This is a genomic window from Hanstruepera flava (genome assembly GCF_023634025.1).
GTDB classification, from domain to species: Bacteria; Bacteroidota; Bacteroidia; order Flavobacteriales; family Flavobacteriaceae; genus Hanstruepera; species Hanstruepera flava.
The window spans coordinates 62,340-88,677 of sequence record NZ_JALJCW010000002.1 but is presented as its reverse complement, the minus strand read 5'-3'; the positions used below and the strand labels follow the sequence as shown (position 1 = coordinate 88,677).

Below are 26,338 nucleotides of genomic sequence, written 5' to 3'. Positions count from 1 at the left end.
TTAATCGTCCAAATATGATAATTTTGATTTTTCAAGGGTAATCATTTCTGGTGTTTGCCGTATTCTTAAAACAAATACAATTTTTTTGGGAGACTCGCCAACAACCAACAAATGTTTCCCTTGGGACAACCCAGATAATGGCAATTGGTATTCATTAGTATCTAAATACACATCAATCTCCCGTTTATAGTCACTATTTATAGAGTATATGTGAGTGATTTTTCGAGTGCTTTTTAACAGCAATGTATCTTTAGTTGTGTTTAATTGGTGTGAAAGACTACTCGCACTAGTATTATAATTTTTTTCAATTTTAGCATAAGAGTTTTGAGCCAACCCCATATGAAACGTTAGTAAAAAGCTTGGAATCAATAGTGTAGTGAATCGTGTTTTCAATTGTGTTATTGCTTTATTGTACATCATTTAAACAACAACAATTTTGAATTCTCCCTCGAGTTAAATCTACTTAAACCACTGACAATGAAAACAATAAAATCTTTAAACTACACAAAAACTGGGATGAAATTCATTTAAAGCCATAAAAAAAGCCTTTAAAAAAGGCTTTTTTTATCTAGATTTAATATCATTAAAACAATTGATAAGATACAAACATTCCTATGTTGGTAATTGCACTCGAACCATAAACTGATCCTAATACCTTATCAGAAATCATAAATCGTCCTTCAAATGAAAATCTTTTATAAATTACACCAGCTCCAACACTGAAGGTAAAATAAGAATCGGCACTACCTATATCAAACATCTGTTCTTCATCTGAAATAGCATTTACTCTCTTGTAGCTTACATAATTTTCATAAGATAACACATAGTTAAATCCAAATCCACCATTAATAAACGGAAATAAGTCTTCATTTTTACTTTTAAACTTATAACGTATTAATACATTAGCACCTAAAGTAGATTGTTCTAAATACATAGTACCATCTGTTATTGTCGTTAATTCATTAGGTTCAAATTCTCCTTTATAAGCAGAGTATAACAATTCGGTACGCAAAGACCATTTATTTCTGTTTTTAGAAATAGGTATATCAGCAGCAGCTCCAAAGCTTGGCGTTGTAAAGCTTCCTCCATCAAAATTTTCTAGAATTGAATTTGGGTGCTCAAAATTAAAATTTGAAAAAGCAAAACCAGCAGTAACATAAAAAACCACTTTTTCTCGCTCAACTTTTTTAGTGTAATTGTCTGAATCATCACCCGATATACACGTGTTATATTTGTTGAATATTTTAGATAAAGGTAATCGTCTGTATTCTAAACCTTCAGAAATTTTTAAGGAACTACAATCATTAAACAGTACATTTAACTGCCCCAAATATTTCTTAAAAGTCATTAAATCTTGATTGCCTTCCTGTAATTTTTTACGATTTATTAGTTCTATAAACGTGTCTCCCTTTTCAGCATAAAAATGGGTTCTAGAATCATAATACTCATAAAGGTTGGCATTACCTTGAGCTAATACATTTAAAAAAACATGTCTATCTTCAAACATAACCTTTTGAGTATCTGTCATTTTACTCAATTGTTGTTCAGTAACATCTACGGTAACAGATCTACTTATAAACTTGTCATTTTCTACTTGAAAAGCAAGTAAATCTTCAGGCTTAAAGGTCCTGATATCTTCGCCTTGTCTAAAGTTAATAGTTTCAGGTGTCTTCTTCCAGTCCTGATAGTCTATCTCTCCATTTAAAATTTGATTGTTTTTAGTTGTAACAGAGCCTGTTACAAAATTTGATTGTGCAGACATGGATGTAACGCACAACATAAGGGCAATTTTAATAAGTTTCATTGGTTGTTAGTTTTGATTTAAAGCCCCCAAAAATAGAAAACTCTACACTCCTAACTAATAAAAAACCGGTTATTTTTCAGAAACTTTTATTGTAGGCTTTTGATACTCCTGAAAAGGCTGTTTAAGCAATTCGCCAATCTTTCCATTAGCTACTTCATCAGGAAAAACATCTACACCATATATCAGCTTATCCCTATCTAACTCCATGTATGTTCCAAAAAGTCTGTCCCAGATTGAAAAAATATTTCCGTAGTTAGAATCGGTGTAAGGCAACACATAATGATGGTGCACTTTATGCATATCTGGAGACACAAAAAAATAGCTTATAAATTTGTCTAATTTTCTAGGTAATCTAATATTAGCATGTGTTAATTGCGTAAATACAACCGATAGCGATTGATACAAAAACACTAGAGCAATAGGCGTTCCGACAATAAAAACACCTAACAAGGTAAATGTGAATCGAATTACACTTTCTATTGGATGGTGTCTATTGCCTGTTGTTGTATCAACATTATGATCAGTATGATGTACCAAATGCACCATCCACAATGGCTTTACTTTATGCTCTACTAAATGCGCCAAGTAAGCACCAAAAAAATCCAAAAGCATAACTCCAAGTACAGCATATAACCATAAAGGCATTTCTGGCAACCAATTAATAATTCCAAAATTATTGCTAGCAACCCAATCAGCAGACTTTAATAATACGAAAGCTAAACCAAAGTTTATGATAATAGTTGTTAAAGTAAAAAAGAAATTAGGCCAAGCATGCTTCCATTTTTTATAATTAAATCGAAATAAAGGGATAGCTCCTTCTAAAAGCCAAAACAAAGTAATTCCTCCTACAAGCAAAATACTTCTGTGTAGAGAAGGGATTGTTTCAAAGTAATTAATAATAGTCTCCAAAATGAACTTTTTTAACTAGTTTCTATAAATAAATCTGCTTTTCTTATATCAGCTTCAGATATTTGATTTCGCCATTTAGAAATATTAGAATCATCTCCAAGTTTTAAATAAGCAACATAATACAAGAAACTGTAAAGTTCTACATTAATTTGCTCAAGACTTTCTTCTTTAATTTTTCCAAGCTGTTTTAAGGCTTTATCTGGTTTATTTAAAATTAAAGTTTCTTGTATTTTAAAAAGTGTGATTTTTTGTTTGAAAGCCTTCTTGTTTTTCATTTTACTTTCTTTAAGGTATGCTTCGGCATCCTCCAAATAGGAAGTAGAAAGTGTCAAAATATCCTTTTGTATAGAATCTCCCAAATGCAAACTGTAATCCTGGTATTTTACACCTAATCTAAAAGCAGTTGTAAAACTTGTATTTTTGTAATAATTGATTAAATCTTTGCTCAAATAGGATGTATTGAGTGCATATTTTTCTAATAAACGAATTACTTCACTTTTACGTTTATAACTCATTTCCTTATAAACCACCTTACCATTTCCATCCATTATAAATATAAAAGGAATACCATTTACACCATACTTTTGGGCAAGTGCTCTATTTTTGTCTATATCAATTTTAACTGGAACATAATTATCCATAAGTAAATGCACTTCATCTTTACTCCATGATTCAGAATCCATCCGTTTACAAGGCCCGCACCAAGTTGCCCAAAAATCCACTAAAATTAATTTATTGGTTCCCAAAGCCAATTTCTGTGCTTCTTCAAAAGATGTCAACCAGTTATCTGCCCTGACTGATCCGAAAGAAACCATCAACGCCAAAATAAAAATTACTTGCTTCATTATTTAGTTTTAAATTCACTTAAATATACCATAAATACAGTTTTAAGATTAAATTTTTATATTTTTTTTCATTTCCTCAACTATATTAAAAGCCGCAGGACAGATGGCTACATTTTTTAAAGTTAAATTTGATATCTGCTGAAACTTCTTTCTATCTGTATGTGGAAACTCCTTGCAGGCCTTAGGTCTAACATCGTATATGCTGCAATAATTATCTGCTCCTAAAAACGTGCACGGAACAGACTTAAGCACATAATCGTTTTCTTCATCAATTCGTAAATAGGAATCAATAAATTGCTGTGGCTTCATTTTAAAAAACTTGGCAATACGCTGTATGTCTTTATCTGTAAATAAAGGCCCTGTAGTTTTACAACAATTGGCACACTCTAAACAATCAGTACGTTCAAATTCAGCCTCATGCAATTCTTGCATAACATAATCCAATTGTTTTGGAGGTTTCTTTTTTAGCTTTTTAAAAAACGTTTTGTTCTCGTTATGCTTATCTTTGGCCAGCTTTGGAAGACTATCTATAAAGTTTTGCATAATGCAAAAATAGGTAAACTTATAACAAAACAAGAGATTCCTACTAAAGTAGAAATAACAGGATATGAAAGATTTATTTGGGAAAGCCTTATTGGATTATTATAACGGTAATTATTCAGAAGACATTATTACATCTACTAACATCTCTGATGATGACGAATTACCATTGCCCTATCTCTTCAGAACCTACAACGATATGCCTAAAATAGAGCAAAAAGCACTCCAATTAGCCAAGGGTTCAGTACTAGATGTAGGTTGTGGTGCAGGAAGCCACAGTCTTTACCTGCAAAATAAAGGTCTTGCCGTAACTGCTATTGATATTTCCCAAGGTGCTTTTGAAGTTTCGCAGAAACGTGGTGTTAAACAGATTAAACAAATACATCTATTAGACGAAACCGAACATTTTGATACTATTCTATTGTTAATGAATGGTACTGGAATTTTTCAAGAAATCAATCAGGTTAGCGCCTATTTAAACCACTTAAAGTCGTTACTCAAACCAAATGGTCAAATATTGATAGATTCTTCAGATATTAAATATATGTACGAAGATGATGATGGCGGTCTTTGGATTGACACCAATGCCAGCTATTATGGCGAACTGGATTATTATTTGAGCTACAAAGGCGAAGAGGAAATACCTATGAAATGGCTGTATTTAGATTTCAAAACGTTACAAATAGCTTGCGACAGTGTTGGATTAAAATGCAAAAAAATATTAGATGGCGAACACTTTGATTATTTAGCAAAGCTATATTAAAGCTGGGACTTACCGTTAATAAAAGTATACAGAACTTTAGTTTCAGGAACCTTTCTAATATCAACTTCCATAATATCCTGATCCAAAATAATAAAATCAGCATACTTCCCAACTTCAATGCTACCTTTTTCTTGTTCTTCAAAGTTAGAATAGGCTGCCCATATCGTCATGCCTTTTAAGGTTTCTTCTCGTGTCAACCTGTCTTGAATATTAAAACCTCCTTCAGGGAAACCGTTAACATCCTGTCTAGCCACTGCAGCGTAAAAAGTTAAAAACGGACTCACTTGCTCTACTGGGAAATCGGTTCCCAATGCTACTTTACCACTGGCCTCTAACAATGTTTTGTAGGCATAAGCCCCTTTTATTCTATCAGAACCTAATCGGTCTTCAGCCCAATACATATCACTTGTTGCGTGTGTTGGTTGAATAGAAGGTAAAATATTATCGTTCTCAAAGGCATTAAAATCATTATCGGTAATTATTTGAGCGTGCTCAACGCGCCAACGTCTATCTAATTCTCCTTCCAACACCTTTTCGTATGTCTGCAGAACATATCGGTTTGCCGAATCGCCAATAGCGTGCGTATTCATTTGATAGCCTGCAGACTTAATACGTTCAGCTAAAATTTTATAATCATCCAAACCAATAACCATGGCCCCAAAGTGATTCTCTTTATCTGAATAGGGCGCTTTTAAAGCAGCTCCTCGCGATCCTAATGCACCATCTGCGTAAACTTTTACTGATTGTACATGTAATGAATTGGTTTTTATTTTTCCTTTTGACAGGTAATAGTCTAAATTCTTTGGCGTATTGCTAACCATAGCATACACACGCATTTGTAAATCACCAGCCTGTTGTAAGCTATCAATTAACTCTATTACATCACGATCCAATCCAGCATCTGAAACAGTAGTCAAACCTAAATTTGAGCATATTTTTTGAGCATCCAACAATGCGTTAATTTGAAGTTGACGATTGGGTTTAGGAAACATGACTTCCACCAACTCCATAGGGTTATCAATTAGAACTCCTGTTAACTCACCATTTTCAACACCAATTTCACCGCCATCAATTATAGTTTCAGAAGTAATATTGGCCAAATCCAATGCCGCTTGATTACACAGCATGGCATGACCATCTATTCTCGTTAAAGCCACTGGTGTTTTTGGAAACAAAGCATCTAGTAATTTTTTGTTGGGGAAGTTTTTATCCTCCCAATCATTTTGATCCCAACCACGACCAATAACAAAATTAGCTTGTCTTTGGTTTTGATAATCTATCACACGCTTCATGACGTCATCAAAACTAGTGGTCCCTATTAAATCTACTTTTTGCAGGTTCAATCCCAATCCGTAAAAATGACAATGCGCATCTATAAACCCAGGAAATACAGCTTTACCGTTAGCGTCAATAATGGTATCGGCTTGGTATTTATTTTTTAGGTCTTCAGAGTTTCCGACTTCCAGGAACTTACCATCTTTTATGGCAAAAGCTTCTGCTTTATCAAAATTGTCGCTAACGGTATAAACTGTTCCATTTATAACAACAGCATCGACTTGTTGTTTTTCTTTTTCACAAGAAAAAATTAGAATTAAAACGAAAATGGAGAATAACTTTTTCATAAAGAATAAACTTTGATAATTATTTGTACTGTATAGAAAACGGAAACAGATATCAGTGTAAAAATAAAAAAAGCCCTCAAAAATTGAGCACTTTTATAAGCATTTAATAAAATGCTGAATCCAATTCAGAATAATACATAAACTAGGATAATAAAAAAGATTCTTGCTTTTGCAAGAATTTGTTAAAAGTCAAACTTATATGTTGCACCTGCTAAAACCTGAATGCCTTGTACGGGATAGTTTTGCCAACGTGCATAATCGTTTCCTGCTAAATTATTACCTCTTGCATAAACCGAAAATCTATCATTAATATGATAACCAACATTAACATTAATATCAAAATAACTATCTAATGTTACAACTTGAGGAGTTGCTGGAAAAATCATACTGTTTAAATAAAACTGGTCTTTACGCTCGCCAACAAAAAATAAACTTGCGCCTGCAAACCAATGCTTATCAATTTGATAATCCATAAACAACGAAGCTTCGATGTCTGGTAAGTTCCAAGCTTCAGCTTGTTGGTCCACATTATAAATAAAATAATCTCCTTTTAGACCTAAAGTAAAATTACGGTTGACATCAACATGTAACTCACCTCCTACCGAAAACGTGGAAACATCATCATAAACCACACCAAAGGAGTTGCCATAAGTATAGTCTTCTTGAGTTATTGTGATATCATTATTTACAAATAGTGCACGATCTCTATCGGCTAAATACGAGCCGTGAATATCATAGCTCATGCTATTGGAAACCTTTCCTTTTAATCCAACATAGGCATTATATTGCTGGTCTGTAGGCATAATCATTAGTGTTGGTGACACAAATGGATTCTCTTGTGAAAAGTCGTAATAGGAATTCTGATTCAAGCCACCTTTTATTCCACCGTAAGCAATTAAAACCTCATCAACCAAACGATATGATGCAGCAATATTTGGATAGATATAAAACTTGTTATCACCCAATTCTGTATCGTTTAAATAGAATAGAGACACTCCTAAATCTAACGTTAAATCATCTTGAGTCAGACGATAAACAGGAGCCAAACCTATATTAAAATTACCATACTTTAATTCGGTATTTGTGAAATAATTTCTATCGAATGTACCGCCTAGATAATCCAAATACAAAGTCGTAGAAATTTCTTCATCAGCAATTGGAATTGCTGCTTGCGCTTGCATTTTAAACCTATTTTCAGAGGATCCGTTGTCATCTCCAAAATACCTGAACAGCACTGAAACAGTCTCTAAATACGACTCTTCAAATTTCACATCGCCTCCAACATGCGCGCCATAAAACGTATGGGCAACAGCTAAACTATCTGCTGTGGCTTCATTAAACAATGGTCGCGCCAGACCATACCAATTATACTTCTGGTGCAAACCTCCTAGTTCCACATTCCAAGACATATCGCGTAAGTTACTGGCATAATTTACGTTTAGTTTGGTATCCAAAAAATCATCGTCCAACAACACATCATTTATTCCACCTTGAGAGGAATGGTGACTAACATATCCACCAACACTCTCCGTTCGACTTAAAGCATGGTTTAAATATAGTTCGCCTAAAATGGTTGTATAACTCCCAAAACCTAAAGAGGCATAATTATCAAATAATTTGAGTGGTTTCTCTTTATCTACAACAGCTGCTTTTCCTTTTGCTGGTGTAAATGTAGATGCTACAGGAAATGAAAAAATATTGTACATCACCTCTTTTTTTGCCGTATTGACATCGTCGTCCAAATTAGGTTCTTCTTTTACCTTAAAAGCATCAGAAACCGATGGTGTATAAGGCTTTACTACATCAATGACATTAGTATCTATAGTATCTTTATCGCGCTCCTGGGACCACAATGCCGAAACATTGGCTAGAAATAAAAATAGGGTTATGATTGAAATCTGCTTACGCATAAGATATTTTTTTGTTTGATGAATTCTAATTAATTGTCTTCAGTTTGAATTGACGAATTGGTTTTAGCTTGTTCGGTTTTTATTTTAGAAAGCTCGTTTTGTGCTTCAGTAGTTACATCGTCAAAATCGGAGAAATTTTCAATAACACTTTCTAAAATATAGGTAGCTTGAAACGCATCATCCAAATTGTAGAAATTTTTAGCCATGACAATGAGCCCTTTGGCACTATAATATTTATAAGATGAATAATCTTTGGCTAATTTTTGTACAACAGTATTGGACTGCTCATAATTTCCATCCTGATTTAAAAAATAAGCCTTGTAATACATCGCCTCTGCAGCCGTTTCTCCGGAAGCTGTTTTTTCTACTTCAACATAGGCTTCACGTGCTCGGCTCTCGTTATTAGTTTTAATAGCTGATCTAGCTATAATAACATAAGCGTCACTTGTGATTTTATTATCAATTTTAGATTGGTTCAATACTTTTTCTGCATAAGCAACCGCTTCATCGTATGCATTTAATTGATAATTGGCTTTCATAAGATTAGATTGTGCAAAAACAACATTCTGTGGAAAACTCGCTTCAGTTTCCAAGCGTTTTAAAATAGGTAGTGCCCCCACCCAATCTTTTTCATTTAAACTAATTTGCGCTAAACGTAATAAAGCCTCTTCAGTAAACTCACTCTGTGGCGCATCAGTTACATACTTAAAATGCGGTTTTGCATTAGCTTGCAAATCGTCTTTAAAATACAATTGTGCCAAATAAAAATGAGCCTGTAAAGTGTTCAATCCGTTAGGGAATTCATTTAAGTAACCGTTAAATTGCTTGATAGCATCTGATGATTTGTTTTCCAAGAATTTCTTTTCTGCCGACTCATATGTTGCCTTATCCAAATCAGCATCAGTAACATCAACATAATCTAGTGTTTTAACCCACGATGCATACTCATTTACACGGCCTAAATCAATATAAATTAGACGTGCAGTTGAAACCGCTTGAGTGGCTTCAGGTGTACCAGGATAATTGTTAGCAACACTTTTAAACTTACTCAAAGCCTCATTGTTATCTCCTGCATTATAGTATACAAGACCTTGACGCAACTGGGCTTTTGGAACCAAAGTACTCATACGGTATTCTAAAGCCAACTGATTGTATAATCGCATAGCTTTATCGGTATCATTCTGCTTAACATAGGTGTTAGCCAATTCATACATAGCATCGTCGCGCAAGGTTGATTTAGGGTATTGCTTTATAAATTGTTCAAGGCCATCGATTTTCTTATTAGTCTTTCCAGCGTAACCTTCGCTTAAAGACATTTGGAAATACGCATAATCTGAATCGACCTTATTAATTGAAACGGCTTGCTTATAAGCACTTATGGCTTCATTATAATCGCTAGCCACAAAATTTACATCACCCAAACGTAGATAAGCATCGTTTAAGCGAATATCATCATTGGAGTCTGAAATAAAATTCTCAAAATATGTTTCGGCATTCGGATAGTTTTTCTGCTTAAAATAAGTGTAAGCTAAATTATAATTGATATTTTGAGATTCAGGCAACTCACTATTTGCTTGCGACTGAAATTGTTTAAAGCCAATTAAAGCTTCATCATAGTTTGTTAAATTGTAATTGGTCTCGGCTTTCCAAAATGTAGCTCGCGCTGTAAAGCCAGGATCACGAGGTTCTTTAAGTGATTTCTCAAACAAATCCAATGCTTCTTGATATTTCGATTCGTTATATAGCTCCAAACCTCTGTAAAAAGCCACTTTTTGAAAGGCCACTTTATACTCAAAACTCCGTTTACCTTCTAACAGCTTTAAGGCTTCTTCATAATTTTTAGACGTGATATACGAATCGATCAACAGAATTTCAATTTCTTCTTTATAAGCAGTATCTGGATATTTATCTAGATAATCGGTTAGCACCTGTGGAACCGATTGATATGGATTTCCTATATCATAACTTATTTTAGCATAGTTTAACCAAGCATCTTCCTGAATCTTTAAATCGAAGTCCATTTGAGAGGCATTTCTAAACGCATTTAAAGCCTCTTGTTTTTTATCCAGTTGGATATAACTTTCTCCCAAATGATAATAAGCGTTTTGAGCAACTCCATTATTACCGTCAATTATTTTATTAAATTCAGAAATAGCATTTTCATATTGCTTTTGCTTATAATACGCATAACCCAATTGATAGTAATCGGTATTATTCCATTTGCCGCGCTTTCCTTCGTACTCTTTTAGAAAAGGAATGGCTTCTGCATACTGCTCTAGGTTAAAATAGCTTTCACCAATTATTTTATTAAGTTCGGAAACCTCTTCCCTATCACTATCTGGCAATCGTTCTTTAGCTAACTTAATGGCCTCTTCAAACTTTCCTAGTTTAAAATTCAAATCGGCTTGATAGTACGACAGTTTCTCTTTGTATTTCTCTTGGTCACGAACCTGATCAAAATATGTATTCGCCTCATCATAATCATCGCCTTCATAAGCCATATAACCAATATAATATTTGGCCTGCGAACCATATTTAACTGAATTTTCAACACGGCTTAAATAGGTTTTTGCCGATTTGTAATCGCCTGTTGAAAAAGACACATAGCCATTATTGAAATTAAATTTTTCACGTTCATTTCGCGCCAAAGCATCTTCATCTACCTTATCGTACCACTTTTTGGCATGTGCATACTTTCCATTCGTAAAATAATAATCGGCAACATCAATAAATGCCGTATTACGCTTTGTACTTGTAGGATGATTTTCAACAAAATCCTCGACTAACTTATCAGCATTTTGCTGATTTAAACGTACTGCACAATTAGCAATGTAATAATCGCAATCGGAAACAATTTCATCTGTAGAAGCTGTTTTCCTAATACTTTTAAACAAGGATTGAGCTGCTAAATATTGATTATTATTGTAAAGAGATAGTGCTTTTTGATAGTCAACCAAATGACTCGTGTATATTTCAGATTCTTGGGCATTTATCGTGCAATTAAGCCCTATAATAAGTAAAAAAAATACCGTTATTCGCTTTAACATGTATGCTTATTTTATTAAAATCAAAGATAAATTAATCTTAATCTTATAACGTTAGAAATATGTTATAATTATAAACAGGCTTATCAAATTTCGAACCAACTTTAAAAAAGGCTTCCCATTTACTCATAAATACAATAGAAAATAATATTTTTACAACTATACATTTTTTATCTTTTATGACTACGACCTGTATTATTGTTCCTTGCTATAATGAATATAATAGGATTGATAGTACAGCCTTCAAAAATTATTCTACTACATTAGATTTTCTATTTGTTAATGATGGAAGCAACGACAATACCAAACTACTACTAGATGAATTGGTTGAACATAATGACAATTTAAAAGTTCTACACTTAAAAAAAAATGTGGGTAAAGCTGAAGCCATTAGACAAGGTGTTTTATCTTTAGGCAAGGAACATGATTATATTGGGTATTTGGATGCTGATTTATCAACATCTTTAAGTGAAATTGAGCGTTTAAATAAAATTGCTGTTAAAAAACAGAAATCTATTGTAATGGGCTCTCGGGTGAAACTAATGGGCACCAAAATAAAGAGACGTTTAAAACGACATATTTCGGGTAGAATAATAGCCACTTGTATAGATACTTTTTTATTACAACTTGGTATTTACGATACACAATGTGGTGCAAAAATTATTGAATACAGTTTAGCAAAAGACATTTTTAAAAATCCTTTTAAAACTAAATGGCTGTTTGATGTTGAATTAATCTTACGTACTAAATTACGTTATGGGAAAGAATATTGTTTACAAAATATTCTAGAGATTCCTTTGTTAACTTGGACAGATGTAGGTGCATCTAAAATTACACTTATTGATATCCTAAACCTTCCTTTCAACTTTTTAAAAATTTATAGGCACTATAAGTGATTTTTTTTCAAAACATAAAGGCAGCAATTAATCGATATCCAATAGTCATTCTATTAGGATATGCTTTTCTGCTTCGTTTTTTGGTATTTTGTTTTTATAACCATGTAAGTATTTTTCCGGATAGTGAAGATTACACCAATCTAGCCCAATATCTTGGCAATTTTAGTTTAACCAATTATACTGGTCAACGTACGCCTGGATTTCCGGCACTCATAGCCATAAGCGGACAGAACCTAAACATTACGGTTTTTATACAGACTGTTTTAGGGTTATTAAATTGCTATTTACTTTTTGATTTTTCACGTAGTCGTACTAAAAACGAACGTCTCGCATTTTGGATTACTATCATTGTCACATCTTTCCTTCATGTTGTTTTCTACGAGTTTGCTATACTTACTGAAACACTTTCTTTTACTCTAGTCATTTTAAGCTTTTGGTATATAGAAAAACATGCTTTACTAAATAGAGAAGGAAAACTTAAGCACCTTTTTATATTATCGCTATTGTTTGGTGTGTTGTATTTAACAAGACCCATGTTTATTTATTTCCCTATTGGATTTTTGCTCTTTTATATAATAAAAAACTTCAATAGTAATTTTAAAGGAATAATCTTTAAAAGCTTAAGCGTTATTGCTGTACCGTTTTTTTGTTTTTACGGTTGGAATAAGCTTAATGAAAATAACATAGGATACTTTACAAGTTCATACTATCTAGGAATAAATTTAGCGCAAACAGCGACTTCATTTTTTGAAAAAGCCCCTGACGAAGACCGATTAATCCGTGATATTTTTGTAAAGCACAGAACTTATGTTGAAAACAATTTGTCAAGAACCATGTATGCTATGACCGTATGGCGTGCTTACGACGAGCTTCTGGAAGAAACCCAATTAAGTCCGCCTGAATTATCTGCTGAACTCGGTAGAATATCCAAAAATCTTTTTGTGGCACATCCCGATTTATACGCCAAACAAGTATTTATTTCCTGGCGAGACTTTTGGGGAGGCGCTTCAAGTTTACTATGGAATGCCGACGAATTTAAAAACAAAACCGTTAAACACATGCTTGTTGGCCTGTGGTTATATATTCAAAAACCCGTTCTTATTTTATTCAACTTTTTATTTCTTTTGTTTAGCTTAATTAAAATGATACGGTTTATGAAATTTAAATGTAAAATTTGGGATTCTGATTTGTTTCTAATTTTAATTATACTTTCTGGCTCTTTGGCCCAAGCATTAGTAGCCTATGGAACAAATTCGCGATTCTGCTTTCCCTTTTTCGCATTAATTGTTTACTTTGTCATGTCGAATCTTTTCAATTTAAAAATCTTAAAACCAAACTATGCAAACAGTCCTTCATCTTAAAGATGCCTCTATCTATCAAGGAGATAGCCTTGTATTATCTGATGTCAATGTAGAAGTCAATAAAGGTGATTTTGTCTACCTAATTGGTAAAACGGGAACTGGAAAAAGTAGTTTTATGAAAACATTGTATGGAGACTTACCGCTAACAAAAGGTGAAGGTAGTATTGTAGATTTCGATTTAAGAACGCTGAAAGAAAAAGATATTCCCTTTTTACGCAGAAAATTAGGTGTTGTATTTCAAGACTTTAAATTACTCACAGACAGGACTGTAAACGAAAATTTGATGTTTGTATTAAAAGCTACTGGCTGGAAAGATAAAGCTGAAATGTCAACACGAATTGAAGCCGTATTAGATAAAGTAGGTATGAAAACCAAAGGCTTTAAATTCCCTCATGAATTATCTGGTGGCGAACAGCAACGTGTTGCCATTGCTCGAGCTCTACTAAACAATCCAGAGCTTATTTTAGCCGATGAGCCTACAGGTAATTTAGACCCACAAACCAGCGTTGAAGTTATGGAAGTGCTTCAGGACATCAACAAAAATGGCAACACCATTTTAATGGCTACCCATGATTATGCCTTACTGTTAAAATATCCAAGTAAAACCCTTAAATGTGATGACAATCAAGTTTACGAGGTAGTTCAGCGTAAGGCTTAAAGGTTTTCAATTACCGAATTAATTATTGCGCTACATTTTTTTGCACCATTAACATTTAAATGGTCTGCATCGTGAAAATCTTTACGAGAAAAGCGTTTGTCATAAAGTAGATTCACATGCGTTACGTGCTCATAAGTCTGGCTAAACACTTTAGAAATTTTTGATATGGCTGTTACTTCTTCTTGATTTAAAAGTGATAAATATGGTTGGCTAACTGGCATATTAACCAATACTACTTGAATATTGTACTCCTTGCATGCTTGAATTAAGACATCTATTCGCTCTCTATTTTTTGAAAAATCCATTGAACCATCGTCGTGCTTTCTTGAAATTATTTTTGAAAGCCTTTCTAACTCAAGTGAGTCTACAGTGGAGACATAGGTATTTCCCCAACCTTTTTTATCACAACCAATTAATGTTTTATTATTTAAAAACGTTTTAACATAAGAACCAGTTTTTCCAAATTTTTGAGTAAGTGCCAAACTGTACTGTTTGGGATCGTACCATTTTATGTAAGGCACTGTCAAACCCATTTGCGAGGCATAAAAATACTTTCGCCAATAATCTTCTTGTATATTGTCAGCTTGACTAAAGGTCGTATATTCAATTGGAAGAACTACACATTTCAAGTTTGTTAATTTAGAAACATGCTTCTCAAACAATAACTTATCAAAATAAATTGTTTGGCTAACATTAGCCATATTTAGAGTTGAATTGGAAAAATATTCTGGATTTAAACCATAAAATGTATGAGAATCTCCAAAAATTAAAACCTCAACCGTTTCTGATTTGCTTTTAATAAGCTGGTTTTTAAACGTGTAATTATTAGGTACTTTTCTGTAGAACAATTCAACGGTTAACCAAACCAAAAAAATAGGAATTATTAATAAACCAATATGTTTTAGAAATTTGTTCATTAAAATTGAAAATATATAAACGCCTGTGTTTCTCCTGCAAAATAAAAGACAACAAAAACCACCGCATAATAGACCATTAAACGAATAGGTTTAGATTTTATAAAGCTGATTTCTAATATATGGTCTTTATCACGTTGTAACCATTCAACAATCAAATACACAAACAAAAACAGAATCAAGCCCCTAGACACATTTGGTATGCTAAACAAGCTTTTATCAAAAATTCCGCCTAAATAATTTAAAGCGTCATACAAGGTTTCTGCTCTAAAAAACACCCACAATAAAACAACTACTAAAAAAGTTGTTCCTATTTGCAATATGGTTTTTAAGCTAGGAAATAATTTACCTCCATCTGCAATGTCCTTAAATTTTGTATTTCGTTCATTAAGAATTAGTGGTAAAAAACACAAGGCGTGAATGAAGCCCCAAACTACAAATGTCCAATTAGCGCCATGCCATAAACCACTTACCAAAAACACGATACATATATTACGTACAACTTTAAATTTAGAGCCAGAATTTCCGCCTAATGGAATATAAACGTAATCGCGAAACCAAGTAGACAATGAAATGTGCCAACGCCTCCAAAATTCACCAAGATTTCGGGATAAATAAGGCATATTGAAATTTTTCATTAAATCGAAACCAAATAATTTGGCAGACCCTATAGCAATATCTGAATACCCTGAAAAGTCTCCATAAATTTGAAAAGCAAAGAAAAATGCTCCAAAAAATAGTGTACTACCACTTTGTTCTGGATAATATTTAAATATTTCATCAACTACCCGTGCACAATTATCAGCAATAACCATTTTTTTAAACAGCCCTGTTATTATAAGTTTCAATCCTAAAACACTCTTATCGTAATTAAATATTCTGGCCTTAAGAAATTGTGGCAATAAATTTGAAGCACGCTCAATTGGTCCAGCTACGAGTTGCGGAAAGAAACTAACAAAAGCAAAAAACGCCAATACATTATTGGTAGGTTTTATCTTTCCTCTATAGATATCAATAGTATAACTTAAGGTCTGGAATGTGTAAAAACTAATACCTACAGGAAGTAGAATTTGCAGGGTTGATGATTCAAGTGATTTACCAAACAAAGTAAATACTTGATTAAAGTTTTCAATAAAAAAATTAAAATATTTAAAAAAGCCCAATATTCCTAGATTGGTAATTAAACTCAGACCCAATAACAGTTTACGTTGTTTAGCCAAGCTTGTTTTGGCTAGTTCCTTACCAACTAAAAAATCGACTAAAGAACTAACTGCAATAAGACCTAAAAATCGCCAATCCCAACACGCATAAAAAAAATAGCTGACGACAATTAAAAAAATGTTTTGAATTTTAATATTTGCTTTAAAAACAAACCAATACAGCAAAAACACTACTGGAAGAAAGATGGCAAAATCTACTGTATTAAAAAGCATAATTTAAATTAGGAGCATTTTAAAAGGCATCTCTTAACTTGGTAAATATACCTTTTTTAGATTAACGAGCATACAACTAAAGACCTAACCAACCTATAATCCGTTTAAAAAAACCTTCATGTTTTTCTACGGCTTTATCTTCGGTTTCAAAACTAACCATAAAAACGCCAAAATTGTTTAGTGTTTTAGAAGGGTAACCCTCAACCTGCATAGGAATTTTAATTTTTAACGACTGACTTAAAATTCCAGAAGCTAATACCTTGTCATAATCTTCAACATCACGTATGGTATACTTTGCATTGACAGGTAAATTATAAGCATTAAAATCTACTTCAACTTCATTTTCATCCAAGTTGAACAAAGTAACACGGAATGTGTTTTTAATATGCTTATTTTTTGTGATATTAACTAGTTTTTTAGGCTCAAAGGTTTTAAAGGATTGCCATTTTGAGTTTTGATCAAGACCATAAGTATTATACCACTGCCCTAGGCTGTAATCTCTGTAGCTTTGAATTCGCATAGGTTGTTCTCTGCGCGTATAGTATGTATTGCTGCCAAATTCCCAAGTGTTATTATTAAGGTGTTTCAAGTTTTGTTTGTAAAACCTTATATAACCGCTATATACGCTGTTGTTATTAAATTCAATGGATTCAACACTCAAAAAACGGATAGCGTCTTTTCTTCCAATAATTACATTGTTTTCAACTATAATGTCTTTAATCGGCACTTTAGGGTTAAAACCTAAAGTGAGTGATGGCGCTTCAGTATTTTCTATGGCTTTTTTCAGGGATACGTTATGATAAAATATGTTATTTCTAATAATAATATTTTTGGCAACATTAACATGAGTAACATCATCGGTTGCTACAATTAAATTATCTCTAAATTTCCCCGAAACCAATCCGCTGTTAAATAGAATATTATCCTCAAAACTAACATTTTTTACATACTCGCTTTTTGCCTTTCGAGATGCAGACCAAATCTCAACACCTTTGTAATAGTTATTAAAAATGATATTTCCTCTAATAATTCGCATATCATTTGAAGCATTCTGAACATATATACCCACACCTCTACCCCGTCTTTCAGTCAAAAATCCGTTTTTGTAAATAATACAATTTTCAATTTTCGCATTACCTGTTTGCTTCCATGAACCAAATCCTGACCCTGGATTATTATGTATTCTTATATTAATGAACTCGCAATCTCTTCCGGAATAATGGTTTATACCATCAGAACGTTGAAATACTTCATCGCTTTCAACTCGTGAAAAATCGCCCAGCCAAGTAACTTCAAAATTCTGAAATGTTACGCCTTTAGAATATACTGCCATAACTTCCTGTTGTTTAGATTCAACATTCCCATTTAAAACTGCCCATTCATTATTATACGACGACACAACTATTCGTTTTCCCTCTATAGTATTTTTTAATCTACTAATAAAACGTCCATTATAAATCCCATTATGTAACCAAATAGTATCACCACCATTAACTTTTTCAGGTTTTTGGTTTAAAGCAGTTTGTAAATCCCATGGATTTTGCAGTGAACCATCTCCTAAAGGCGATCCTACATTAGATTTGGATTCTTTAGGAAATACATGATATGATTTTTGTGCAAAACCATAAAAACATATAAATCCTAAAATAAAAGTGAGTAAAAACTGTTTCATAAACCACTAAAATACAATTACTATACCAATACTAATTTTAAAGTTTTAACTAGAATTCTCAAAACTGCTAATTATTGATTAGTTTTGAATGCTTGGCGCAAATTTTCTTATGCTTTCAATATTAATACCTACATACAATTATAATGTTTATCCACTGGTTGAGAACCTTGTAAATCGAGCTGTAAAATCTGATATTATTTTTGAAATTATTTGTATTGATGATGGCTCCAAGTCCAAACTAAACACGTATAACAAAAATATAAATTCATTAGCTCACTGTACGTTTATTGAACGCCAAACCAATAAAGGTCGAACTAAAACCAGACAAGAACTCGCCGAGAAATCGCAGTATGACTGGCTTCTGTTTTTAGATGCAGATGTTATGCCAAAAAACGATGCTTTTTTAACCCAATATATAAGCCTAATTTCCGAACCTTATAACGCTATTTTTGGTGGCATAGCCTACAGCAAAAGCAGCTACAATAAAAACAATGCTTTGCGGTACACTTTTGGTATTAACCGCGAGGTTGTTGACGCCCAAAAGAGAAACACACAGCCTTACAGAGTGACATGTTCAGCAAATTTTATGATACAAAAGCCTCAATTTTTAAAAATAAATGCTTCTATCTTGGAAAACACCTACGGTTTAGATTATGTATTTGGAGTAAAGCTCAAGTTGCAGCAAGTTTCTCTTTTACATATTGATAATGAAGTATACCATTTAGGTATTGATGACAATGTAGACTATTTAAATAAAACCAAAAAAGCCTTACAAACACTTTTACAATTGTATACTAGCAATCAAATTAACAATTCTGAAATCCGTTTGATTAAGGCGTACAACAAACTTCAATTTCTTGGATTACAAAATATATTTGGAAAACTCATTGGATTTTTAAAAAAAGCCATTGAAAGTCATTTGTTAAATAGCAAAAGCCCTAACTTATTCGTATTCGATTTGTACCGTTTAGGCTATTTTTGTAGAATAAAGTCTAATACATGACACCAAGAATATCCATAATTATCCCTCTTTACAATAAATCAAACTTTATTGCAGATACTGTAAACAGTGTTCTAAATCAGACATTTATTGATTATGAGATTATAATTATTAATGATGGCTCAACAGATAATAGCCTTGATGTTGTGAACTCAATTAACGACAATAGAATTCAAATTTACACAACAAAAAACCAAGGGGTATCTGCGGCTCGTAATTATGGTATTTCTAAAGCTAGGGCAAATTATATTGCTTTTTTAGATGGAGATGATTATTGGGAAGCTACTTTTTTAGATAGCATGCATCAACTAACAATAGACTATCCAAAAAACCACGTTTTTTCTTCAGCTGCTAAAATGATTAACGGTAGGAGAAATATGCCTTTAAAATATTATGCAAAACCAAAAGACAAAGTATCTACATTAAATTTTTTTAAGTCAAGCCTTGGTTTCCCCATACTTCACCCTTCGTCTTTAATAATGTCTAAACATGTTGTAAACACAATAGGCTTATTTGATGAAACTTTATATACTACTGAAGACACAGATTATTGGATTAGAATTGGAACGAAATACAAAATTGTTTTTTTAAATGTACCATTAGTAACAATTAGAATAACAAAGAATGGACTAACTCAATCTAACAGAACTTATTACAAACCACTAAATTATTCCAAATATTTAGAGAACTGTGAAAAAACCCCTTTCATGAAAGAGTTTTTGAATAAAAATATGTATTCATCAGCTTTAAAATATAAACTTTTAAATGACAAAGAAAGTTACCTATACATAAGAAATTTGATAAATTTGAAAGCTTTAAATATGAAGCAACGAATAATACTAAATCTTCCTACAGTTATTTTCAAAAAAGCAGTAAGTCTTTATAGAACTCTCAATAAAGGCAAAAACTACTATTAATTCTTAATTTTCAAAAACTCATTGTAATCTCTAACATAATCGTTTTCATTAAAAACATTTGAAGCCAAAACCAAACAAACAGAGCCAGAAGAAAAATTTTCCAATTCTCTCCAAATACCTGTAGGGATAATTAATGCCTTATCTGGTTTATTAAGCGTAATTACTTTTCGCTCATTACCATCATCTAAAATCACATCAAAACTCCCACTTAAAGCAATTAATACTTGTTTTAAGTTTTTATGTGCATGCCCACCTCTGTAAGCATTACTAGGTACATCAAACAAATAATACACGCGCTTAATTTCAAATGGTATAACATCTTTTTCAATGATTGCCAAATTACCACGTGGGTCTTGAATTTTAGGGATATCAATTAATTTTATGTCGCTTAAGTTTCCTGTCATTTAATTGAGTTTAACAAAGTTTGCCATTTTTTAGCAATCTCACTTGTAGAATACTTTTTCACACTTTTAACCGCATTACTTTTACAAAAATCATATAGCTCACTATTAAATATAAAACTATCCATGGCATCGGCTAAAGCTTTGGCATTAAAATTTTCGACTAACAAACCATTCTCTTTATTCTTAATTATTTCGCTTGGTCCCGATTTGCAATCAACTGAAATGACTGGTGTCCCAAGGGATAATGATTCTATTAAAACTCTTGGAAACCCCTCAAACCTACTCGATAAGCAAACAAAAATGGCATTTTTAACTATTTCAAATGGATTTTCGGTAAATGGTTTAAAAATAACATTTCTGGTTAATTTTAACTCCTCAACTTTATTCATTAACAGACTCAAATCTGGTCCTGTCCCTAAAATAACAAGCTTAATATTTCTGTTTGGTAATCTGGACAACTTAAATGCACTTAATAGTAATGAGTAATTTTTTACTTTCTCCTCTAATCGACCATAGCACAATATATATTCCAAAAGGTTATCCTGTTTTTCAAAAATCCCACCATTGATTTCTACTGGATTTTGAATTGCCACAACATTTTTAAATACAAATTCTTTTTCTATTTTACTTTTTATTTCATTTGAAACTCCTACAATGGCACTAGCTCTCTTATAGTTTAGTTTAGCCAGAAATTTAATTTTAGAAAATGAATAATCTAAATTATAGCTTCTTACAACATAGACAGTTTTATATTTAGAATAAATAAAATTTGATATTATAAACTCACGTAACCAAAGATTCCTTGATCTGTTATCAATAATATAGTCAAAATTATGTTCTTTTAAATATGATATGAATAATCGTCCTTTTTTTATTTTTTTTAAAAACCCTCTTTTTGTAGAGAACAAAGCTCCTAAATTAAAAAGCTTACCTTTATAACTATAGGTAATGTTGTTTTGTATAGAAACTATATAAACATCATACCCAAGTCCATCAAGAATTTCTGATAATAACGCACTAGACCTTTCCGCTCCTCCTTCTCCTAATGAAGACACTACAAGACAAACTTTTTTTGAGATACTAATCAAATTAAAAATTTAATATTCAAATATAGTAAATGCGAGCAATGCTATTAAATTAAAATGAATTAAGTTACTTTTATCCACAAAATACTCATCTAGATAACAATATTAATGAGAATATTATTAATAGGCGAATATAGCCGTTTACATAATTCACTAAAGGAAGGTTTGAAAAGGCTTGGGCACGAAGTTATTATTGTTGGATCGGGAGATGCCTTTAAAAATTATCCTGTAGATATTAATATTCGTCAACCTTTTACAACTGGCCTTGGTCTTTTTTTTAAAAAGGCTGTTTATAAAATATCTAGTATAGATTTAACATCTATTGCCATCAAACATCAAGTATTTGGCTTAAAATCACTTATCTCCAACTATGATTATGTTCAATTAATCAATGAAAACGCTTTTAATGCCCTCCCTAAAGTTGAAAAGGAATTGTTAACATATGTTTTTAAAACCAATAGAAATGTTTTTCTATTGTCTTGTGGTGCTGATTATTTGAGTGTTCAATTCGCACAGAATAAAAAATTCAAATACTCTATTTTGACTCCATATTTTGAAAACAAATTATTGAAAAGAGATTTTTGGTATATCTTAAAATATTCAACTCAAATTTATAAGAATCTTCATGAATTTATTTTCAATAATATAAAAGGTGTCATCGCTTCAGATTTAGACTACCATATCCCCTTAAAAAACCACAATAAATATTTAGGTTTAATACCAAACCCCATAAACATTGAAAAATTAGAATTCACGCCATTAGAAATTACAGATAAAATAGTTGTTTTTCATGGTGTAAATTCTAAAAATTATATAAAAAAGGGGAACGTTTTTTTTGATGAAGCACTACAACAAATACAAAATAAATACCCTGAAAAAGTCACTGTATTACGCACTGAAGATTTGCCTTATGTGCAGTACATTGAAGCTTTTAATAAAGCCCACATAATTCTGGATCAAGTATACGCATATGACCAAGGCTATAATGCATTAGAAGCCATGGCAAAAGGCAAAGTGGTTTTTACTGGCGCAGAACAAGAATGGTTAGATTATTATAATTTAGAAGAAAACACAGTAGCAATCAATGCCCTTCCAGAAACTAAAGCTATTGTAGAGAAACTGTCGTGGTTAATTGAAAACCCTAACAACATTTTAGAAATCTCTAAAAATGCTCGTGCCTTTATTGAGAAAGAGCACCATTATATAACAATTGCTAAACAGTATTTAAAAACATGGGAGGCTCATTCTAATTAATCTTCAACATCATGTTCTTCAGGTATTACTCCAAATAATGATGTACTAAAAATTAACAGTATCAAACCATAATACAGGACATAGGTCACAAAATGCGCTATATTGGCACCTTTTACGCCATAAATATCAATAAAATATATACTCATAAAATATAGTATTATAACGGAGAAAGCTTCGGTTATAATATAATGCCAAAACATTTTTTTTGCTAAAAACTGATAGGCAATAACTATTGAAAGCACCTTTACAAAATCGCCTAGCAATTGCCATAAAAACAGTTCCTCAACCGGTTTAAATTCTTCTGAAAACACCAAGGCAATGATAAAATGTCGTAACAGATATATTACCAACAAGCCTGCACCGAAAATTGGAATTATAGTTTTATAGAAATTAAAAACCTCGTTTCTAAATTCCTTAACATTATCTATTTCAGAAAATCTAGGCAGAATATAAAGTGTTAATAAAGACGACACAAACATTAAATAGTATTTAGATATTCTATTCATAGCTTCCCAAAAACCGGCCTCCTGCATCCCGATAACCTCATTATCATTGCTTTCAATAATATAGCTTCTAATGGCTAAAGCGACAATTGGCAAAAAAATGGCCGAAAAAATAGCCATAACAGAAAAGGAACTTAATTTTTTAAGATAATTAAAGCTTATATGTTTTACCTGTAATAAAGGTATTAAACTGCGTTGGTTGGCTACACCAACAAGTGTGATTAAAAATATTAGTGATTCGGAAATGGCTACCGAAATCAAGGCGCCATCTATACGCTCTTTATAGATTAATAATATGGTTACAGACAAGCCTAAAATCTGACCGATAATATTAATTATAATAAGAATTTTATATTTGGAAAAACCATTTAATATACCAAAAGTAAACATGTTTAAGGCATAAAACGGTAATGCAATTGCTACTATTTTTATAACATAGGCATAGTCATTGTAATACGAAAATATCGTATCATTTATGTACTCTGCATTAAAATAGCAGAGAAACGACACTAAAACCGTTGCTATAAAACCTAAATAAAAAACTGTTGAAATTGTTTTACTCAATTCAACAGTATTATTCTTAAATTCAGCTATATATTTTACTAATCCGTTATAAAAACCCAGAGTAGCTACAGATTGTGCTGAACTCAAAAAGTTTCTCAAATTTCCAATTATAGCCAACCCTGCCGGACCAACAAACAATGCAATGGCCTTTGAGGTTAAAAATCCAGCTATAATTTTTGTAGCTACAGAGGCCGAGTTTAAAGAAGCTACTTTTATTAAAACATTATTATTTATGTACTGTAGAAACTTTTTCAATTAGTAGGCATTTATTGTATTTATAATTTGAACTACTTCAGCATCTGTCATAACAGGACTTATAGGCAGACTAACAATTGTATCATGTATGTTTTCCGTTATGGGTAAACTTAAATGGCTGTACTCTATTAAGGCATCTTGTTTGTGTGGTGCAATTGGGTAGTGAATTAATGTCTCAATACCATTTTCCTTTAAATACCCCATAAACCTATCACGATTGTCTACTTTCACCACAAAAACATGAAACACATGATTGTCTGAATTATCGTAATAGGGTAATCCAACCTTTACATTAGCAATACCATCAATAAATTTTCGAGCGATCTCTTGCCTTCTGGAATTATCGGCATCTAATGTTGATAGTTTTACATTTAAAAAAGCAGCTTGAATTTCATCCATTCGATTATTAAACCCTAGACTTAAATTTATATACTTTTCTTTTGAACCATAATTACGTAATTCTGTAATCTTTTCAGCTAAAACTTCATCATTTGTTGTAACGCCTCCTGCATCTCCTAATGCGCCTAAATTTTTACTCGGGTAAAAACTAAAAGCAGCTGCATGTCCCAAATTACCCGATTTTTTTCCATTTACGTCAATTGCGCCATGAGCTTGGGCAGCATCTTCTACAACCAATAAATTATGCTTTTTGGCTAGGGCATTTATAGCTTTCATATTTGCCAACTGTCCATAAAGATGCACAGCTAGAATAGCTTTTGTACGGTCCGAAATATGTTTTTCAATTATATCGCTTGAAATATTATAGGTATTAGGATCAGGTTCCACAAAAACAGGTTTTAAACCCGAATGAATAACTGATAAAATGCTTGCAATATATGTATTGGCTGGCACTATAACCTCATCTCCTTTTTTAAGCCTCCCTAAATTTATGTATGCTTTAAAAATTAATAGTAAAGCATCTAACCCTGAACTTGTAGCAACACTATGTGACACTCCGCAATATTCAGCAAAACGCTTTTCAAAGAGCCTTACCTCATTTCCCAAAATATAATACCCTGATTTTAAAACCTTATTAAGTTTTAAAGTAAGCTGGTCTTCAAATCTTGCATTTATGGCTTGAACATCTAAAAACTTTATCATAACAATACGCTATCTAACATTTTAAAATTAGCAATAGGTATTGCATAAAAATCTTGAACAATAGTGCGAGCTCCAAATCCTTCTTTCCAATATTGTAATCCAGAATTGATTTTTCTACCTTGATTTTCATTTGAAATACCAAAATCAAAATAACGTTTATCTTTAAAAACTTTACTTAATAGGTAATCATGTAAATAATCTAAACTCCCTAAACTATTTTTATCTGTATTTGCTGATATGTATTGTGAATGTGCTACGTTTTTAGTGATAAAAATAGTTGTTCCAGCCACAAGTTTATCATTATGATATACATTATACTGTTTTATATTACTAGGAAAACGTTGTTTTAACAATTTAATTTCATCTAAAGAATGAACAGGTTTTACGTTGTGTTTTCCTTGTAAATTAGGAATTAAAATAGTGTTCCAAAACGTATCAAACTCGTCATCTTCCTTTATAATTAGATTATGTTTTTCAGCACGTTTAACGCCATCTCTTCTATCTTTATTATATTTTAATCTATTATCTAACTTAATTACCGATAACGTATCTCGTTTGATTAATTTGGCATCTAGCAAAAATGCTAGATACAATAACTCATCACTTGGCAAATCACTATAGATATTCGGCATGATTTTTATCTCCAAATCAGTAAATCCTTGGTTTTGATAGTACTCTAAAACCAATTTAAAAATCTCTATAACTACTTGAAGCTTTAGTTTGGAATTCAAAATAATTCCACCATAAGTTAGCCCTTGATGCGAATAGATAGTCTGATTAACATAGTTAGCGGGAAATAAAGCCACTACCCTATCATTTTTAAAAACCATGACAGATGCATCTTGAAAACGATCTTTATGATAATCCATAAAATGACGATTAAA

23 protein-coding genes are annotated in these 26,338 nt (G+C 32.1%); 7 read left to right on the top strand and 16 right to left on the bottom strand.

The window, feature by feature from the left end:
• The 5 genes from MTX13_RS07890 to MTX13_RS07870 all read right to left on the bottom strand — a co-directional run bounded on the left by MTX13_RS07890 (position 1) and on the right by MTX13_RS07870 (position 4,101).
• A complete protein-coding gene (locus MTX13_RS07890; RefSeq protein WP_250433997.1) occupies positions 1 to 420 on the bottom strand; it encodes a hypothetical protein in 420 nt (139 codons plus the stop codon).
• Between the two features lie 163 nt (positions 421 to 583).
• Complete coding sequence (locus tag MTX13_RS07885; protein ID WP_250433996.1) at positions 584 to 1,804, bottom strand: outer membrane beta-barrel protein; 1,221 nt, start codon at positions 1,802 to 1,804, stop codon at positions 584 to 586.
• 69 nt (positions 1,805 to 1,873) lie between these two features.
• On the bottom strand, positions 1,874 to 2,713 hold the full coding sequence (locus tag MTX13_RS07880; RefSeq protein WP_250433994.1) for a sterol desaturase family protein: 840 nt from the start codon (positions 2,711 to 2,713) through the stop codon (positions 1,874 to 1,876).
• A gap of 11 nt (positions 2,714 to 2,724) precedes the next feature.
• Positions 2,725 to 3,558 carry a thioredoxin family protein gene (locus MTX13_RS07875; protein ID WP_250433992.1) on the bottom strand — a complete coding sequence of 278 codons (834 nt, stop codon included), beginning with the start codon at positions 3,556 to 3,558 and terminating at the stop codon, positions 2,725 to 2,727.
• A gap of 48 nt (positions 3,559 to 3,606) precedes the next feature.
• On the bottom strand, positions 3,607 to 4,101 hold the full coding sequence (locus tag MTX13_RS07870; protein ID WP_250433991.1) for a YkgJ family cysteine cluster protein: 495 nt from the start codon (positions 4,099 to 4,101) through the stop codon (positions 3,607 to 3,609).
• A 64-nt stretch (positions 4,102 to 4,165) separates the two neighbouring features.
• Here MTX13_RS07870 and MTX13_RS07865 point away from each other — a divergent pair, with 64 nt between their 5' ends.
• Positions 4,166 to 4,861, top strand: a complete 696-nt coding sequence (locus tag MTX13_RS07865; RefSeq protein ID WP_250433990.1) for a class I SAM-dependent methyltransferase — start codon at positions 4,166 to 4,168, stop codon at positions 4,859 to 4,861.
• On the opposite strand, the gene MTX13_RS07860 is transcribed toward MTX13_RS07865, so the two are convergent.
• From MTX13_RS07860 to MTX13_RS07850, 3 genes are all read right to left on the bottom strand, one after another.
• Entirely contained in the window at positions 4,858 to 6,483 is a 1,626-nt protein-coding gene (locus MTX13_RS07860; protein ID WP_250433989.1) for an amidohydrolase, read from the bottom strand. The two genes, MTX13_RS07865 and MTX13_RS07860, sit on opposite strands and share 4 nt — an antisense overlap.
• Positions 6,484 to 6,665: 182 nt before the next feature.
• The gene (locus MTX13_RS07855; RefSeq protein WP_250433988.1) at positions 6,666 to 8,393 is read right to left on the bottom strand and encodes a TonB-dependent receptor; all 1,728 of its coding nucleotides are present in this window, start codon (positions 8,391 to 8,393) and stop codon (positions 6,666 to 6,668) included.
• A 29-nt stretch (positions 8,394 to 8,422) separates the two neighbouring features.
• Positions 8,423 to 11,440 (bottom strand): tetratricopeptide repeat protein, encoded by a 3,018-nt coding sequence (locus MTX13_RS07850; protein WP_250433987.1) that lies wholly within the window; start codon positions 11,438 to 11,440, stop codon positions 8,423 to 8,425.
• 176 nt (positions 11,441 to 11,616) lie between these two features.
• On the opposite strand from MTX13_RS07850, the gene MTX13_RS07845 reads away from it, so the two are divergent.
• The 3 genes from MTX13_RS07845 to MTX13_RS07835 are packed head-to-tail and all read left to right on the top strand — an operon-like array spanning position 11,617 to position 14,352.
• Positions 11,617 to 12,333: a glycosyltransferase gene (locus MTX13_RS07845; RefSeq protein ID WP_250433986.1), complete on the top strand. Its 717-nt coding sequence runs from the start codon at positions 11,617 to 11,619 to the stop codon at positions 12,331 to 12,333.
• Positions 12,330 to 13,694: a glycosyltransferase family protein gene (locus MTX13_RS07840; protein WP_250433985.1), complete on the top strand. Its 1,365-nt coding sequence runs from the start codon at positions 12,330 to 12,332 to the stop codon at positions 13,692 to 13,694. The genes MTX13_RS07845 and MTX13_RS07840 overlap by 4 nt, the downstream gene beginning before the upstream one ends.
• On the top strand, positions 13,672 to 14,352 hold the full coding sequence (locus MTX13_RS07835; protein WP_250433984.1) for a cell division ATP-binding protein FtsE: 681 nt from the start codon (positions 13,672 to 13,674) through the stop codon (positions 14,350 to 14,352). Before MTX13_RS07840 ends, MTX13_RS07835 begins: the two co-directional genes overlap by 23 nt.
• Here the strand turns inward: MTX13_RS07835 and MTX13_RS07830 are convergent.
• The 3 genes from MTX13_RS07830 to MTX13_RS07820 all read right to left on the bottom strand — a co-directional run bounded on the left by MTX13_RS07830 (position 14,349) and on the right by MTX13_RS07820 (position 18,371).
• A complete protein-coding gene (locus tag MTX13_RS07830) occupies positions 14,349 to 15,269 on the bottom strand; it encodes a hypothetical protein (protein ID WP_250433983.1) in 921 nt (306 codons plus the stop codon). The two genes, MTX13_RS07835 and MTX13_RS07830, sit on opposite strands and share 4 nt — an antisense overlap.
• Complete coding sequence (locus MTX13_RS07825; RefSeq protein ID WP_250433981.1) at positions 15,269 to 16,699, bottom strand: MBOAT family O-acyltransferase; 1,431 nt, start codon at positions 16,697 to 16,699, stop codon at positions 15,269 to 15,271. Before MTX13_RS07825 ends, MTX13_RS07830 begins: the two co-directional genes overlap by 1 nt.
• A gap of 76 nt (positions 16,700 to 16,775) precedes the next feature.
• On the bottom strand, positions 16,776 to 18,371 hold the full coding sequence (locus MTX13_RS07820; RefSeq protein ID WP_250433980.1) for a right-handed parallel beta-helix repeat-containing protein: 1,596 nt from the start codon (positions 18,369 to 18,371) through the stop codon (positions 16,776 to 16,778).
• 109 nt (positions 18,372 to 18,480) lie between these two features.
• Here MTX13_RS07820 and MTX13_RS07815 point away from each other — a divergent pair, with 109 nt between their 5' ends.
• Together MTX13_RS07815 and MTX13_RS07810 are read left to right on the top strand one after the other, a co-directional pair.
• Positions 18,481 to 19,374 (top strand): glycosyltransferase family 2 protein, encoded by an 894-nt coding sequence (locus tag MTX13_RS07815; protein WP_250433979.1) that lies wholly within the window; start codon positions 18,481 to 18,483, stop codon positions 19,372 to 19,374.
• A complete protein-coding gene (locus MTX13_RS07810) occupies positions 19,371 to 20,288 on the top strand; it encodes a glycosyltransferase family 2 protein (RefSeq protein ID WP_250433978.1) in 918 nt (305 codons plus the stop codon). The genes MTX13_RS07815 and MTX13_RS07810 overlap by 4 nt, the downstream gene beginning before the upstream one ends.
• On the opposite strand, the gene MTX13_RS07805 is transcribed toward MTX13_RS07810, so the two are convergent.
• Both MTX13_RS07805 and MTX13_RS14425 read right to left on the bottom strand, forming a co-directional pair.
• Positions 20,285 to 20,692: a sugar 3,4-ketoisomerase gene (locus MTX13_RS07805; RefSeq protein ID WP_250433977.1), complete on the bottom strand. Its 408-nt coding sequence runs from the start codon at positions 20,690 to 20,692 to the stop codon at positions 20,285 to 20,287. The two genes, MTX13_RS07810 and MTX13_RS07805, sit on opposite strands and share 4 nt — an antisense overlap.
• Positions 20,689 to 21,747, bottom strand: a complete 1,059-nt coding sequence (locus MTX13_RS14425) for a glycosyltransferase (protein ID WP_250433976.1) — start codon at positions 21,745 to 21,747, stop codon at positions 20,689 to 20,691. The genes MTX13_RS07805 and MTX13_RS14425 overlap by 4 nt, the downstream gene beginning before the upstream one ends.
• 138 nt (positions 21,748 to 21,885) lie before the next feature.
• Here MTX13_RS14425 and MTX13_RS07795 point away from each other — a divergent pair, with 138 nt between their 5' ends.
• Positions 21,886 to 23,031, top strand: a complete 1,146-nt coding sequence (locus MTX13_RS07795; protein ID WP_250433975.1) for a glycosyltransferase — start codon at positions 21,886 to 21,888, stop codon at positions 23,029 to 23,031.
• On the opposite strand, the gene MTX13_RS07790 is transcribed toward MTX13_RS07795, so the two are convergent.
• From MTX13_RS07790 to MTX13_RS07780, 3 genes are read right to left on the bottom strand one after another with little or no spacing between them, the layout of a single operon-like run.
• Complete coding sequence (locus MTX13_RS07790) at positions 23,028 to 24,353, bottom strand: O-antigen translocase (protein ID WP_250433974.1); 1,326 nt, start codon at positions 24,351 to 24,353, stop codon at positions 23,028 to 23,030. The two genes, MTX13_RS07795 and MTX13_RS07790, sit on opposite strands and share 4 nt — an antisense overlap.
• The gene (locus tag MTX13_RS07785) at positions 24,354 to 25,454 is read right to left on the bottom strand and encodes a DegT/DnrJ/EryC1/StrS family aminotransferase (protein ID WP_250433972.1); all 1,101 of its coding nucleotides are present in this window, start codon (positions 25,452 to 25,454) and stop codon (positions 24,354 to 24,356) included.
• Complete coding sequence (locus tag MTX13_RS07780) at positions 25,451 to 26,323, bottom strand: GNAT family N-acetyltransferase (RefSeq protein ID WP_250433971.1); 873 nt, start codon at positions 26,321 to 26,323, stop codon at positions 25,451 to 25,453. The genes MTX13_RS07785 and MTX13_RS07780 overlap by 4 nt, the downstream gene beginning before the upstream one ends.
• Between the last annotated feature and the right edge of the window lie 15 nt (positions 26,324 to 26,338).